Origin of the sequence: Alteromonas sp. 07-89-2 (genome assembly GCF_013113925.1) — a bacterium.
GTDB lineage: Bacteria > Pseudomonadota > Gammaproteobacteria > Enterobacterales > Alteromonadaceae > Alteromonas > Alteromonas macleodii.
Genome location: NZ_VTYM01000045.1, coordinates 1 through 14,540, shown reverse-complemented (window position 1 = coordinate 14,540; position 14,540 = coordinate 1). Strand labels below are relative to the sequence as shown.

The window sequence follows — 14,540 nt, the reverse complement described above, 5'->3', positions numbered from 1 at the left end:
GTGAAAATACTTCAACGAGAAGCCGGATATACGGACGCAAACCATTTTAGTCAAAACAGCATGTTTACTCTTGCAATAATGGGGGAGACCATATACAGGCCCTAAGGGCTAGGCATTATAAATTCGCGAATAATACTTAAGAATCAACGCTTATGAATTAACGCTTGAGCATTAAACAGCAGGTACAATCCGAGCAAAAGAACGCGATAGTTATTCAACCAAGCCTGCAACTTTAGTAAACTAAACAAATACAATGAACTATCCACGTTAGGTGTTTTTGCGCAATGTCTCTTACTTCATATCAGCAGGCGGTTTTACAGGAAATGGGGATCTCGGTTTGGATCACCAAAGAAGCCTACACTGAGCTAAAGCAGGAAGACCAAGCGAAACAAAACAACGCCAATGCAGCACAACGCAACGTCGGCACTGCTAGTAGTTCATCGACACAATTACCCTTCAGCCAAAACGCTCAAACCAATAAGCCACCTTCAACGCCAATATCTCAAGAAGAAAAGCAATCACGTCTTGCTCAGTTGCGGGCAAATGTTGGCAGTAGCGCGAAAGATAAGGCTAAGCCTAAAGACGGCGGGGCAGCAAAACTTTCCACACCTGGCGCGTCGCACGATGAAAGGAAAGTAGGGCAAACCGAAACAGGTGCTTCACAGTCACACAACATTTCGCCGTCTTTCGACAATGCGGTTACCTCGCAAGAGTCTTTAACAAAGTCTATTGGCGCAAAAGAGCCGGTATCGCCTGAAGGTATCCCGTTAAGTGCCGAACAGAAAGCGAAATCACAGCAATGGCTAAAAGACTTGCAGCTAGCCTGTGTTCAGTTGGGTATACCGTCACAGTGGGCTAGCACCATAATGATTGGCCGTACGCTATCGGTAAGCGAAACGGCCATTATATTGCCAGCCACACCGCTTAAACTCTCAACTGTGCAAAAACGGGAACTGTGGGCGCAGCTTATCAGCGCAGCACGCGAATTAAACCACTCCACTAACGGTCAGTAGTCGCGTTGATGAAGTTAACAATCGTACCGCCACAAGGCTTTAACGAGCACATTGAACTTGCTCATGCTATCCATCAAGAGGCACACGTGTCGCCTTGGAAACTAAGTACCTTCGCGGATTGTCTCACCAAACCCTATTACGGGGTGTTTGCCTTTGAAAATGACAAGATTGTTGGCTATGCCATCATGCTTGAGGTCGTTGATGAAGCTACGCTGATGGATATTGCGGTGGACAGTGGCGCAAGAGGCAAGGGTGTAGGTCGCGCTTTAGTTGATTTTGTCATTGAGACATCGGTAAAAAATGCAATGCGTGAAATGTGGCTAGAAGTGCGTGAAAGTAACCATACTGCTATTGCGCTGTACGAGAGCTCGGGGTTTCAGCATATAGAAACCCGCAAAAACTATTACACCGTAAAAAGTAATAATGACGGGTATGACAAGAGTAATGGAAACAGCGCACAAAAAGAAAACGCTAAAATCATGAAGTGGACAAATCCCACCTTAGCCTAGTGTTTGTAATCCTAGGCATATACGTTTCGCGTATATCAAAGCATTATCTGAACTCAGCATACGCTTCCAGACCATAGCCGTGCGTGTTTAAATTAGAACACGTCCCCATCAAGCAGGGTAGAAATAGCATGGCTAAAGTGCTCAACAAGGCTTTAATCTCATCAAAACGATTTGCTGTAAATGTGGTTACCTACAAAGAGGGTCATAGCGTGTTAGAACATAATGACCCTATGGGCAGCGGGCGTTACTTTAAATTTAATGTGGTACTAAAAAAGCCGGAGCGCGGCGGTCAATTTTGGGCAGAGAAAGTCATCTTTAATCTCTTTAACCGCATTTACTTTTTTCGGCCAGATAAGTACATGCACAGCGTAAGCAAAATAGAAAGAGGGGAGCGGAAGCTGCTGTCTGTTGCATTGTACCTGTAAGTCAAAGTGTTTATCAGTGATTAACCACCCGTATAGCAAAGTTTCCACAAGGTTTTAAAAAGTTGACCATTTGGTCGATAAATTGGCGTGTTTGCACGGTCAGGAAGGTTTTAATCCCTTGCTAATTCACTTATATTTGCGCCCTTAAAATTCTCCGCCTACATTCAGCTTGCCGGGCGGTAGAAACTTCTCTTAACGCAGTTCGTGTAATTGGATTTTTTAAAACGCATGTCTTCATCATCGGTGGCGGAAAAAGAGCAATCAAAAGGCATTAAAATGCTTTTGGTTGCAGTGTTGTGTTTAGGACTTAACTGGCCAGGCATGAAATTAGGGCTCGAGATTGTAGGGCCTGTATGGATGGTGTGCTTGCGCTTCTTGTTAAGCCTTCCCGTACTCGCGCTGTTTGTACTTATCACCAAAAAACGTTTACCGGTGCTCAATCGTAAAGATCGCTCGGTGGTGTTTGTCGTTGCGTTTTTCCAGTTTATCCTATCAATGGGGCTTATTACCGTTTCATTGCAGTTTATTCCTGCTGGCACGGCCAGTATTCTTATTTACACCACACCGCTTTGGATGCTGCTTATTGACACGCTATGGTATCGGCAACGCCCGCCTTCTAAGCGATTAATTCTAACCGGTATATCTACCATTGGCTGTGCAATGATTTTGTTTGCTTCGGGACAACCGGGCGCATGGCTACCGCTCTTTGGTATGTTGCTGGCATCTGCATTGTGGGCGGTCGCTATTCGAAGAGTGTCTTTTCACAAGTGGAAGGGAAGCGTCATTGAAGCTGTCTTCTGGCAGTTTACCATCGCAGGTTTCGCCATGCTTGCTATTGCACTGATAGTTGAACCAACACCTAATTTTGGGGCTTACGATATAAGCGATTGGTTACTATTGGCGTACATTGGGCCAGTGGCAACGGGTCTCGGTTTTGGCCTTATGGTAGCGGCGGGGCCTAAATTACCCCCAGATAAAATTGTTCTTATTAGTACACTCACGCCGATAGTGGGCTATGTAAGCTCTGTGATATTGCTTAAAGAAACGCTACTGCCTATGGTTATGGCCGGCGCAATATTGATGATAGCCGCGCTAATAGTAAATGGCCTTCCTCAAAGCACACTTAAAAAAATATTAGGTAAAGGCCACGTGAAATAACGGTAAGTTAAAGGGTTAGTCGAGGCTGTATAAAATCTAAAAACGCAGAGATACGAGACGATACTGCACTATTTTTATAGTATACCGCTTGTACCGACTCTCTGCGGTTTGGACTGACGATATCGTCGCGAAATAGCTCTACCAGCGAGCCTGCACTGATATCTTTGTGTACCATAAAGTGAGAAAGTAACGCGATACCTTGACCTGACAAGCAGAGCTGGCGAATAGTTTCGCCGCTTGACGCACGAAGACTGTACTGCAAGTTAATATCTTGCTTGAGCGGCCATTTATTTAGACTTGGTGAGTCGCTAAAGCCAATCAGTTTGTGTTTGTTTAGCGTGCTAATTCCACCTTCGTCTTCAGATATGGGATATTTTTCAAGATACTGTGGGCTTGCCACAATATGCAGCTTACTTTTTCCTAAACGTCTAGCGTGCAAGTTAGAGTCGCTTAAATCACCAATACGTATTGCGATATCGGTTTTATGTTCCAACAGGTCGATAATGCTGTCGTGACTGGTGATATCGAGTGTTATGTCAGGAAATGCTTCTCGAAAATCACCCACTAACGGCGCTAGCTGGTGGAATACAAACGGGCTCGCAGCATCGACCCGAAGTTTTCCAGAAGGGGCGCGCTTTAATAGTCGTAATGCCTCTTCACCTTTTTCTAATATATTTAGCCCGTCTCTGGCATATTGCAGGAAAAGCTCACCTTCTTCTGTTAGTTCCAACCGTCTGGTAGTGCGATTCAATAAGGTTACATCTAAGCCATCTTCAAGACGGGTAACCGCTCTACTAACTTTTGCAACCTGCTGATTGAGTAGATTGGCAGCACTTGAAAAACTACCTGTATCCACAACGGTTAGGAACGCTTCTAAATCTTCAGTTTTTGATGAGACTGGCATCGCACACCTTATATTTTCAAATATCGCAAAAGTATTTTGTCATTAGTGCTGTTTTTTGCAAATAAATTTATCGTCAAACTGTACGCACTTTATTAATGGCTTTCAAAAAACGGTGTAGTTGTTCGTTATAGAAGCCAGTGGTGGCGTTGTTAATCAAGCCATCTCGTTAATTACTTTTTGAGGATAATTGAAATGCCTATTGCATTATTTGCGTTAACGTTAAGTGCGTTTGCTATTGGCACAACAGAGTTCGTGATAGTGGGGCTTGTTCCCACCATTGCTACCGATCTTGGCGTTACATTACCGAGCGCAGGCTTACTTGTGAGCTTGTACGCCGTTGGTGTTGCCGTTGGCGCACCGGTTCTTACCGCCCTTACGGGAAAGTGGAATAGAAAGCATGTTCTACTTAGCTTAATGGCGCTATTTGTGGCTGGTAATATTCTTGCTTGGCAAGCGCCTAGCTACGAGAGCTTAATTTTAGCTCGCATTTTGACAGGCTTAGCGCACGGTGTGTTCTTTTCCATAGGATCAACTATTGCTACAGGGCTAGTGGCGAAAGAAAAAGAAGCCAGTGCTATTGCCATTATGTTTACGGGCTTAACCGTAGCCTTAGTTACTGGCGTACCTTTGGGTACCTGGATTGGTCAAAACTTCGGTTGGAGAGCAACCTTCCTTGTTGTGTCTGCGCTTGGCACACTTGCGCTAATTGGCAGTGCGTTGCTGGTACCGAACAATCTTAAACAAAGTAAACCGGCCACCTTGAGTGAACAAATGAAGGTGTTGGTTCAGCCTCGTCTGGTATTAGTGTATCTAATGACGATATTGGGCTATGGCGGCACATTTACGGCATTCACCTATCTCGCTCCTATATTGCAGGAAGAGGCGGGTTTTGCGCCCTCAGCCATTAGCTTAATTATGTTGGTTTACGGTGTATCTGTCGCGGTAGGCAATATTTATGGCGGCAAGCTTGCTGACAAAAAAGGCCCAATCCGCGCGCTAACAATCATCTTTTCAGCCCTTGCAGTCATCTTGTTTGCGCTGACATTTACCATGGGCAGTAAAGTTGCTGCAGTGATCACCGTTTTAGTGTGGGGCGCCTTTGCATTTGGCAATGTTCCAGGACTTCAGGTGTACGTTGTTCAATTAGCAGAGAAGTTTACCCCTAATGCTGTTGACGTCGCTTCAGGTTTAAATATCGCGGCATTTAACATTGGCATAGCAGTGGGTTCAATTCTGGGCGGTGCAATTGTAGACGGCATGCAGTTATCTGATACCGCATGGATTGGCGCAATTATTTCTGTTGCAGCGTTACTTGTTACACGTTTCAGCGGTTATTTAGACAAGCGCGCACTCAGTACTGCGAATACGGCGAATAACACAACGAGCGCGTAGGGAGGTCATAATGACGACAAATACCTTTGATAAGCTTGCACAACATACGTTCTCAGTAGGTGTAGAGCTTCCGCTAGATAACGACTGGGCGCATTTCGACGCCACAAAAGGTACGCCATTCGGCGTACCTGATATGACCGAGCATCACAGCCGTATTCAATTAGCCGACAAACTAGGGTTTAAAGCAGCGTGGGTAAGAGATGTACCGATTTACGACCCTAGCTTTGGTGATGCCGCTCAGGTTTTCGAAACCTTCACTTACCTGGGCTATTTAGCGGGTATCACAGACAATATTCTATTAGGCACAGCCGCTGTTGTTTTGCCTCTTAGGCAGCCATGGCTTGTTAAAAAGGCGGCAGCAACGGTGCAGCAGCTAAGTAACGACCGCCTTATACTCGGTGTAGCCAGTGGGGATAGACCGGTTGAGTATCCGTTGTTCGATGTCGATTTTGACAGTCGCGGCGAGCAATTCAGGCAGTCACTGGAAATTGTAAAGCACGGTGAGAATTTCCTTAAGCCTGGCATGTCAGTGTTACCGCGCTCAACCACGCCGCCTTTGTACGTTGCAGGGCTCGCTCAGCAAAGCCCTCAGTGGATTGGAGAAAATATGGACGGTTGGTTGGCGTATCCAGGTACACCGAACGACCATGCAAAGCGCGTAGAACTATGGCGAAATGTCGCGGGCAACAAGCCGTACGTTAGCTTTATTCATCTTAATTTGGTTGAAGACGATGAAGCGCCCATAAAACGCCACCGATTCGGAGTTGAAACTGGTGTAAATGGGCTTATCAAAGAACTCAATGCAATGAAAGAAGCGGGTGTTGATCATATTGGCCTGCACTTCAGACGTAATACGCAACCAGTAGAAGACGCGATGCAGCGCATTGCTGACTACGTATTACCTCACTTTCATAAATAACGGAACCAACAAGGAGGCATCATGCCGAATGTAAATCAGTCACAATCTAAAATTCCTTCGCTAGGTGTAGGCACGTTTCGCTTAAAAGACGATGAAGCCTATAACAGCGTGACAATGGCACTTGAAGTGGGTTTCCGTCACATTGATACGGCGCAAATTTACGGCAATGAAGAAGCGGTAGGTCGCGCTATTAAAGACGCTATTGCAAACAATCTTGTTGCACGTGAAGACCTTTACGTCACCACCAAGGTGTGGAATGACAAGCTGAATAAAGCAAGCTTTGTGGATAGCGTAAAAGAGAGTTTGGAAAAGCTTCAACTGTCGTATGTTGACCTGCTACTTATTCATTGGCCGTCACCGGAAAACGGCGAAAGCATGGAAGAGTACCTAGGTGAATTGCTGCGCGTTAAGGAACTGGGACTCACAAAAGAAATTGGTATTTCTAACTTTACCGTGGCACAAATTGAAGAAGCGGTGAGTATCTTGGGCGAGGGCGTTATTTCCACGAATCAGGTAGAGGTACACCCTTATCTTACTAATGAAAAAGTGCGTGCAGCGTGTGAGAAACACGGTATCACAGTGACAGGATATATGCCGTTTGCTGTTGGTAAAGTGCTAAAAGACGAGACCATCATTGCAATAGCAGATAAGCACGGCGTGAGCACTGCTGAGGTAGTGGTAGCCTGGGAGCTGGCCCATGGTTTAGTCACTATTCCATCGTCGACTAAGCGCAAGAATCTGGAAACCAATTTCAAAGCGCTTGAACTTACCTTAGGCGCTGACGATATCGCAAAGATTGACGCGCTAGATTGTGGCGACCGTCAAGCTAACCCAGATTTTTCACCTGCGTGGGACTAATCGGAAAAATCACTGTGTTAAGGAGCTTTTATGCAAGCTAACGTTTGGCAATTTGAACAAGCTGGCGCATCGCTGGTAAAGCAGGTACGCGAGTTTTCTGAGCCGAAGGCAGGGCGTATTGTCGTGCGCAACTATGCTATTGGCATTAACCCAGTTGACTGGAAATTTATCGATGATAACCCGCGCGACTGGGAAAAAGGGCATATTCCCGGTGTGGACGGTGCGGGTGTTGTTGTCGCTGTAGGTGAGGGCGTTGATAACAGTCTATTGGGTAAGCGTGTGGCTTACCATCATAGCCTAGGTGAAAACGGAAGCTTTGCCGATCATAGTGAAGTGTATGCTAGCCGTGTAATGGTCGTGCCGGAAAGCGTTGATTTTGCACTAGCTGCTGCGTTGCCATGTCCAATGCTTACTGCCTGGCAAGCGTTTAGTAAAGTGCCGGTCCGAAAAGGGGCTGACGTGTTAGTCAGCGGTATGGGCGCCGTTAACAAATTGCTGGCGCAAATGCTTTCTCAGGCCGGTTTTAATGTACATGTTATCTCAGGGAGCTTTTCGCAAGAGCAAGCCGATGAGATGGGCGTAAAAGCCATCCATCGCGTTAAACCTGAAGGACAAACATTTTACGCACTTTTCGACGCGAACGGGCCAGACTATGCGGCGTCACTTGTACCGCTTCTTGAAGCAAATGGTCACGTAGTGAGTATTCTAGGTCGTATTGAAGTGCCTGTTGATGCGCCTTTTACGCGTACTATTTCTTATCATGAGATAGCGCTCAGTGCGCTGCATGATTATGGCGATTTGTCACAGTGGCAGCGTTTGGTGAAAGACGGTGAGGCGTTACTTGAGCAAGTTGCTGAGCAAACGTTGGTTGTCGAAATACCTAACGTGTTTGAATTCGATAATTTGAACAACGCGCTGCAATTTTCAAAAGAAGACAAGCGAAAGGCAGTGGTTGCGGTTTCATAAAGCCGGAATGATTAAGGTCCTTCTCTATCCTTAGCGATCTAAAGGGCTTCCTCTGCTCGCCTAAAGGCTCCGACGATATCGTCGAAGCCTTTTTTATTGGGTCAGTACATTTCAAGGGCCTGTTGACCTTTGTTGTACATTTTTGCAGCGGTCTGTGTGCCATCTAGACAAGGCGAATGTTTGACGGTTTAGTGGTTCTAAATCGAGAACATTCGACGCAGTATAGATGGCACAAAGGCGCTGCCCGAAGGGGGCGTTATGGAAGCCTTTTACTCTTTGTCACAGTCCTTTAACTTAGCCCGCTAGGCTTGCAGGACTGTTTCGCGATTAAAAGGCTTCCATTTAGACCAAAATTTGTACACCAAAGGTCAACAGGCCCTAGAAGTAGCAAATCAACTTTTCGTCCACAAATTTTAACCAGTAAGCGTTATAACTACAGGCCTTTTAAGTAAACGTGTGGTGTCGTGTAGGCTGGAATTTGTTAAGTAGACTGTGTACTACATAAATAACGCACAGGCTAAGTGCAATAGCCACGACTACCGATGAAAAGCGATACAGCGCACTGTAAATAATATCCTGTTGTGGAGAGAGTGACTGGCCGTACAAAATGCCAAATGTGGTAAGTACGCCAAAGCCAGTGCCAGCACCACCACCGCTAAGCACATGCTGGCGGCTGATGAAAAATACCAATATCCATAAGCTGAAACTTGCGAAAAACAACGTGTCACTATAGTTGAGCAAAATGAGCTGGGCGAGCAGGGCAAGATTACACCCAATTAGTGTGCCCAGCGCTCGCTGCCAGCCACTCAATGTGGCTCCTTTCCAACACAGTGGAAAAAGAATCAATACACTTGCTGCTTGTGCTGATATCGAATCTACTAAGTCGAAGGTTTGAAATACAGCAAACGATAGCGTGGCGACAGTGGTGCATAATATGACTTCGTGGCGAATACTTGCTTTATCTTTTGCCGCTTTGGGTAAAGGCGTGCGCGGCTCCTCATCGGGAAAAACAATATGCAAAGCGAATGCAATTATCAATGCCAACAGAATTGCACCGATGTTTGATATCACTAATGCGTAGATATCTATTCCATCGCTGCTGTAGCTGGCAAAGTGTAGCTGCAGCGAAAGTCCTACAAGGGAAAACGCACCGAATAAATACAGCGTACCTTTACTCATTTGCCAAAACAGAAAAGTGAAAGTGATGGCGATTAGCGGCGTGATCAGTAATGGGTGGCTTCCGAACAAGCCGTATAACACTAAAACAGCTGCCGCTGGAAAGATGGTTGCGGCAAGAAATTGTCGAATAATGTGACCATTTAAAACGGCTACCAGTCCAAGCAATAAAATAGGGTACAAGGTAAAAAATATCGGATTAGGCCAATCCAGCGCTTTCGATATAGCGAAGCCCAACGTAGCGCCGGAGGCGATCCTAAGCATCTGCTGAACATCATTTTTACTTAGCTGTGAATCCATAATTTAAGTCTAATAAACCATAATCAAAGTCTAATAAATGAAGTGCAGCAGGCTTATAAAGTGAATTTGAATGTTCGCTGCCACACTTTCAATAGGGTTGTCTGGAACTATCTGCACGGTAGCGCGAGCGCCACTGGTGAGGTGATTTAACGATATTTCTTGTTCTTCAAGCTTAATGTGGACACGTTGGCGCTGTGCATCTCGTACCCATCGATTCGACTTTTCAACGCTTGCAAGGGTGCCGTTGGCGGCAAGTTGGCCGTCGCTTACACCAGCTTCAAATTCTTCCACTTTAGCTTCAAATACTTTGCCCGGTAGTGCATCAAAAACGACGTTAGCGCGAATGCCTTCTTTTACATTAGCGAGTGATTTCTCTCGAAAATCTGCAACCACATCTAGCGTGTTATCGACAACTGAGGCAAGGGGCGTACTTTGTTTAGCATAAGTGCCTTGAGTTACCTGCATGTTTGCCATTATGCCGTCATGCGGTGCTTTAATTTTGGTATAGGCTAAATTCAACTCTGCCCGTTTAACCGCATTTACCGCTTCTAGATATTTTAGGTTTTTGTCACCTTGCTTACCTCTTGCAACAACTTGCTGGTTTAGATCGGCTTCAAGCGCACTAATTTCAGCTTCAGCGCTTTTAAGTTGCGCGTACGCTTTGTCCACGTTTTGTTGAGATACCGCTTTAGTTTGAACTAAGGAATTAAGTCGTTGAAATTCACTGTTGCGTTCGTCGTAAACCGCCGATGCAGCCTCTATTTTGGCTCTAATCGCTTCCGCTTTCGCATCTATCTGAGCGTTCTCTAACTCCACATTTGCCAAATCAATTTGCGCCTTTTCAAGGGCAATTAGGTAAGGTGTCTCATAAATAACAAATAAAACCTGCCCTTCCTCGACGGTTTGGTTATTTTTGACAAGCACCTCATTTATCGGCCCATTTATCTGAGGAGAGATTTGCGTGACCTGATGATAGACTCTCGCCTGTGGTGTCATTGGCATGCGTATATCTGCAATAATAAAGTAGATAAAACAGATGGCAAAAGCGACCAAAGCCAGCTTTATATACCTAGCAAATTCCTGATCTGGGGTTCGTTGACTCACTTAAGTGACTCCAATAATTTTGCGGCATTAACTTCAATTTTTTGAACACATTTAGCCATAATGCGTAACTCTTCTTCAGATACTCCTGCGTACACTTCATCTCGCAGCGCCATCAATGTACTTTCGATATCATTCATTCGACCTTTGCCCATATCTGTGAAGTAAAGTAAGCGACTTCGTTTGTCGTTAGTATCGGTAACGCGTTTGATTAACCCGGTAGTTTCGAGCTGTTTAATTGTGCGAGTTAAGCTAGGCATTTCTATTTCCAAGCTTTCTGCCACCATCTGTTGCGTACAGCCCTCACCAAGTAATGACATATGAATCATTACGCGCCATCTAGACTCTGTAAGGTCGAGATGAGCGACCGATTCAGTGACAGTTCTTCTGCACTTTTGCGCAGTGCGGGCAAAAAGCGCAATAAGTTGAAGTGGCATAGGTTCCGAAAATGACATGTAAAAACCGTTGATTTACTTAGCATGCTAACTATTTTATTTGTTTAGCATGCTAAGTAAATGCCATTGAGACGAGAAAGAGATTTTGCAAGTTGAGTGCTTATTATGAGAAAAGTGTCAGATACGAATATAAGCCTGCGCTTTTTGCGAATTTTTAGATTTCAAATGAGGGGAGATGTAGCCCTTAACAACTGAATGAGGGATTTATAAAACTAGGTCAAATAAAAAAGCCGTTTATTAAACATAAACGGCTTTTTGCTTAGGTCCAAAGGGAGATTTGGATTTAGAATTTACCTCGGAATGAAGCAAACCAGTTTGTGCTAGTGTCGTAAACTGTTGGGTACGTGTTACCGTTACCAAGAGCTGGACCTGCACCAGAGTAAACTGGAGGTTGCTCACCAAGAAGGTTAAGAACACCTAGCGTGAACTCTAAGTTATCGTTCATGAAATAAGTAGCAGAGATATCAAGATAGTTGATAGCTTTGAATCCAGTTTCTAGTGTATCACCGTCATCATCGTTATCAGTTGTACCGAAGTGTCTCCAAGTCGCAGTAATATCAACGTCTAGGTTGGTATTCCACGTTGCCATAAATCTATGACGATACTCAGGGTTAGGAGCGCCACACGCGTTACCAAAGAAGCCAGCACACTCAACAGTGTCACCACCAGGGAATGGTACGGTGCTTAGCTCATCTAGCATAGTTGCCGCGTAGTCAAATCTCACATCACCCAGCTCTGTGTCGAAATTGTAACCTACTTGGACGTCTAGACCCGAAGTTTTAAGTGTAGCAATGTTTAAGTTTGTTTGTTGGAAACCAACACCAAACGTACCTGCTGCAAGTGAACCAGCTGAAGAGCGCGTGATTAGATTACAGAAGGTTGGGTCACCTGAATCTAGGCAGTTGTCGAAGATTGTTTGAGCTGGAATACCAGCAGAAATCGCATCTTCTACCTCAATATCAAAGTAATCCAACGTAATCGAAAGACCTTCGATACTTGCTGGTGTAATTACAACACCAAAGGTTACGGTATCTGCAGTTTCAGGAGATAGTTGTGGGTTACCACCTGTTAGTGATTGTGTTTGACCAGAGATAACGTCAAGGATGTTACCGTATTGCGCTGCTGTCACACCTGTTCTTGCACAGGTCTCAAGCGTCGCGATAGGGTTGCTTCCCGCACATGGATCGTATAGCTGCTCACCATTTGCATCAACACCCGCTGGGCTTAAGTTAGGTAGACCAGTGTTTTGACCCGTGAACAAGTCAATTACATTAGGCGCTCGAACAGCGCGCTGGAATTGTGCACGTAGTTTAACATCATCTACTGGTGTCCACGCTAATTGGTAACCGTAGGCATTGGTGTCAAAACTGTTAGTCGTGCCGTTACCGTCTGCGTCATAGTCAGAGAAACGATACTGCGCGCTTAGTACTAACTCTTCCGCGAACTCTGCGCCAGAAACAAGTGGTACTTGAACCTCTGTGAAGAATTCGCGAACTTCGATTTTACCTGAAACGGCAAGTGTTGCACCGCCTACACCGGTGAAACCACCGCCCTGAACTTGGCTGATTTCATCAGGTGATGAAGCAAGTTCGTCTTTGCGATACTCAACACCAAACAGCACGCCAATACCATCATCAGCAGTAGGGATCTTAATGCCGTAATCGCCTAAGTTAGCTTGGATATCCGCGCCAAAAACTTTTTGTGATGTTTCACCGTTTACGATACCGATACCTTGGATGAAATCTAACTGGTCTTGCGTGACAGAGCTCTCGCCGCCAGGGCGTTGGAAGATGTTGTAAGGTACACAGCCGCCAGACTGGTCAAGACAAACAACATTACCGTTTTCGTCAGTGGTTGCTAACAGGGCTTGTTGTAAATTCGCAACAACAAAATCGTTCGTTGCTGAACTCTGGTCGCGAGTTTCAGAGATTTGACCAAATACATTCCACGCCCAGATGTCATCGATGAAACCATTTAGGCCACCAACGAAGCGCCATGCGCTGTTCTCTAAACGAGAATTACGTGAGCCACCTTCAACGTTACGGTGAGATGCAGTGATTCCGCTAACAATCACATCGTTTGCAATATCGTCAGCCGAGCAACCGAAAATGTCAGTGAACGCTATGCCGCTGTTACCTTGGATGAATGGGTTTCCGCAGTTGATGTCGTATGCGCCAATACCAAACGAGGCACTTGGTGCAATCTGAGCATCACTCGTGTTGTTGATGTATGAAAAATCTGCGTAAGCTTCTAAATCGTCTGCAAGCTCATAGTCACCTTTCGCATAGAAATGGTAACGCTCAGAAGGGCGTTGGAAGAAGTTAGTTGCACCAAAGTTATAGGTTTGTGTTGGGCCGCCAGCGTAAGAGATGATGTTTCCATTTTCTTCTTGGAACGCAAAACCACCCGGACCACCAAACAAGCGGAAGTTTGCTGAACCTACACAACCAAAGCCTTCGAAGCTTGATGCACCATTGCTTTGACCCAGCGTACACGCTGAGAAAATTCGGTCAGCCTGGACAATTTCCTCACGATCTTCATACGATGCGTAGATGGTTACGTTGCCTTTACCGTCAGCAGAAGATGCGCCAAACATTGTGTAAATGAGCGTTTCATCGCCGTCCATGGTTGAACCAGGAACAGGCTGCTGCGCAGCGTTTAGCACGCCTTCGTACAGACCGTTATCGTTGTCAGCGTAGTTTGTGCTGAACTGACCACCAAACTCTACACCTTCGAAATCATCGCGAAGAATGAAGTTTGCAACACCACCGACGGCGTCAGAGCCGTATACCGCTGATGCACCACCAGTTAGGATATCAACACGTTCTAGCATTTGCGTTGGAACTAAGTCGACGTTAGCAGCACTGGTACCCGAGGATCCATAAGGGAGACGTTTGCCGTCGATAAGTACTAACGTTCTGTTCGCACCTAAACCGCGAAGGTTTAGTGTTGCAGTACCTGTTGAACCATTCGAAACTTCTGATGCTTGGCCGGCGAACACCTGCGGAAGCACGTTAACGAAATCTTCTACACGTAAGTTACCGCGAGCAGCTGCTTCAGCGCCTGATACGCTCAGTACAGGAGTTGCTGCTGCAACATTTGGGTTTGAAAGTAGACGCGAACCAGTAACCTCGATTTTCTCAACCGGTTCTTCCTCTGATTCGACGTCATCTTGGGCATAAATACTACCAGAAAATGCCAACGATGCGGCAGCGCCAAAGGCGCAGGCAAGTCTCACCGACTTTGCCAGTTTGTGGTTTGTAAACATTGTAGTCTCCCTAGACTTTGATTTATTGCTTTAATTATTTTTAGTGTGTTTTTTAGACACTTATTATGTATTGCACAACTTTTGTATATTATCAAT

At 45.5% G+C, this 14,540-nt stretch carries 13 protein-coding genes; 8 read left to right on the top strand and 5 right to left on the bottom strand.

Annotation, left to right across the window (positions count from 1 at the left end; genetic code table 11):
- Positions 1–284 precede the first annotated feature (284 nt).
- The 4 genes from F0261_RS19065 (at position 285) to F0261_RS19050 (ending at position 3,105) form a co-directional block, all read left to right on the top strand.
- Positions 285–1,013 (top strand): hypothetical protein, encoded by a 729-nt coding sequence (locus F0261_RS19065; protein ID WP_014978646.1) that lies wholly within the window; start codon positions 285–287, stop codon positions 1,011–1,013.
- An 8-nt stretch (positions 1,014–1,021) separates the two neighbouring features.
- Positions 1,022–1,522: a ribosomal protein S18-alanine N-acetyltransferase gene (rimI, locus tag F0261_RS19060; protein ID WP_171338671.1), complete on the top strand. Its 501-nt coding sequence runs from the start codon at positions 1,022–1,024 to the stop codon at positions 1,520–1,522.
- 128 nt (positions 1,523–1,650) lie between these two features.
- Positions 1,651–1,947, top strand: a complete 297-nt coding sequence (locus tag F0261_RS19055; protein WP_014978648.1) for a hypothetical protein — start codon at positions 1,651–1,653, stop codon at positions 1,945–1,947.
- Positions 1,948–2,175: 228 nt separating this feature from the next.
- The gene (locus F0261_RS19050; protein ID WP_014978649.1) at positions 2,176–3,105 is read left to right on the top strand and encodes a DMT family transporter; all 930 of its coding nucleotides are present in this window, start codon (positions 2,176–2,178) and stop codon (positions 3,103–3,105) included.
- Positions 3,106–3,112: 7 nt separating this feature from the next.
- Here the strand turns inward: F0261_RS19050 and F0261_RS19045 are convergent, their stop codons facing one another.
- Positions 3,113–4,009, bottom strand: a complete 897-nt coding sequence (locus F0261_RS19045) for a LysR family transcriptional regulator (RefSeq protein WP_014978650.1) — start codon at positions 4,007–4,009, stop codon at positions 3,113–3,115.
- Positions 4,010–4,201: 192 nt separating this feature from the next.
- Here F0261_RS19045 and F0261_RS19040 point away from each other — a divergent pair, with 192 nt between their 5' ends.
- Genes F0261_RS19040 through F0261_RS19025 form a run of 4 tightly spaced genes read left to right on the top strand, consistent with a single transcriptional unit; the run spans position 4,202 to position 8,144 of the window.
- Positions 4,202–5,401, top strand: a complete 1,200-nt coding sequence (locus F0261_RS19040; RefSeq protein WP_014978651.1) for an MFS transporter — start codon at positions 4,202–4,204, stop codon at positions 5,399–5,401.
- A 10-nt stretch (positions 5,402–5,411) separates the two neighbouring features.
- Positions 5,412–6,320, top strand: a complete 909-nt coding sequence (locus tag F0261_RS19035; RefSeq protein ID WP_171338670.1) for a TIGR03571 family LLM class oxidoreductase — start codon at positions 5,412–5,414, stop codon at positions 6,318–6,320.
- Positions 6,321–6,341: 21 nt separating this feature from the next.
- Positions 6,342–7,178, top strand: coding sequence for a 2,5-didehydrogluconate reductase DkgB (gene dkgB, locus F0261_RS19030; protein WP_014978653.1), 837 nt, complete (start codon positions 6,342–6,344; stop codon positions 7,176–7,178).
- Between the two features lie 30 nt (positions 7,179–7,208).
- Positions 7,209–8,144: an alcohol dehydrogenase catalytic domain-containing protein gene (locus F0261_RS19025; RefSeq protein ID WP_171338669.1), complete on the top strand. Its 936-nt coding sequence runs from the start codon at positions 7,209–7,211 to the stop codon at positions 8,142–8,144.
- 444 nt (positions 8,145–8,588) lie between these two features.
- Here the strand turns inward: F0261_RS19025 and F0261_RS19020 are convergent, their stop codons facing one another.
- The 4 genes from F0261_RS19020 to F0261_RS19005 all read right to left on the bottom strand — a co-directional run bounded on the left by F0261_RS19020 (position 8,589) and on the right by F0261_RS19005 (position 14,444).
- Positions 8,589–9,620, bottom strand: coding sequence for a DUF2955 domain-containing protein (locus tag F0261_RS19020; RefSeq protein WP_171338668.1), 1,032 nt, complete (start codon positions 9,618–9,620; stop codon positions 8,589–8,591).
- Between the two features lie 30 nt (positions 9,621–9,650).
- Entirely contained in the window at positions 9,651–10,724 is a 1,074-nt protein-coding gene (locus tag F0261_RS19015; protein WP_171338667.1) for an efflux RND transporter periplasmic adaptor subunit, read from the bottom strand.
- Complete coding sequence (locus F0261_RS19010) at positions 10,721–11,176, bottom strand: MarR family winged helix-turn-helix transcriptional regulator (RefSeq protein ID WP_014948722.1); 456 nt, start codon at positions 11,174–11,176, stop codon at positions 10,721–10,723. The genes F0261_RS19015 and F0261_RS19010 overlap by 4 nt, the downstream gene beginning before the upstream one ends.
- A gap of 283 nt (positions 11,177–11,459) precedes the next feature.
- A complete protein-coding gene (locus F0261_RS19005; RefSeq protein WP_171338666.1) occupies positions 11,460–14,444 on the bottom strand; it encodes a TonB-dependent siderophore receptor in 2,985 nt (994 codons plus the stop codon).
- Positions 14,445–14,540: the final 96 nt, after the last annotated feature.